Origin of the sequence: Paenibacillus etheri, from assembly GCF_001012825.1 — a bacterium.
Classification (GTDB): domain Bacteria; phylum Bacillota; class Bacilli; order Paenibacillales; family Paenibacillaceae; genus Paenibacillus_AQ; species Paenibacillus_AQ etheri.
In genome coordinates, this window is record NZ_LCZJ02000107.1 from 1 (window position 1) to 245 (window position 245).

Sequence of the window (245 nt, forward strand, 5' to 3'; positions counted from 1 at the left end):
CCAGCTTTGCGTACGAGAAGGCGGAATCTAGGGTGAGTATAGTGCATTCCTTGATCCGAATGTAAAAGGGCTTCTGGATGAATATTGCCATCCAGTCGATCAAGTAGTTTCTCCAGTGTTCGTTCTACAATTGGCATGGCCAATGAAGAAGAGAGGTAGTGAGCTAGAATTTGTCTCGTAGCCCCGTCTTTCACCACGGATAAATAAGCACATTGTCCATTACCATAATGCATATAGGTAATATC

At 43.7% G+C, this 245-nt stretch carries 1 protein-coding gene; it reads right to left on the reverse strand.

From position 1 onward, the window contains the following. Window positions 1–245: DDE-type integrase/transposase/recombinase (locus UQ64_RS29755; protein WP_156417724.1), on the reverse strand; the 245-nt coding region annotated here is incomplete at both ends.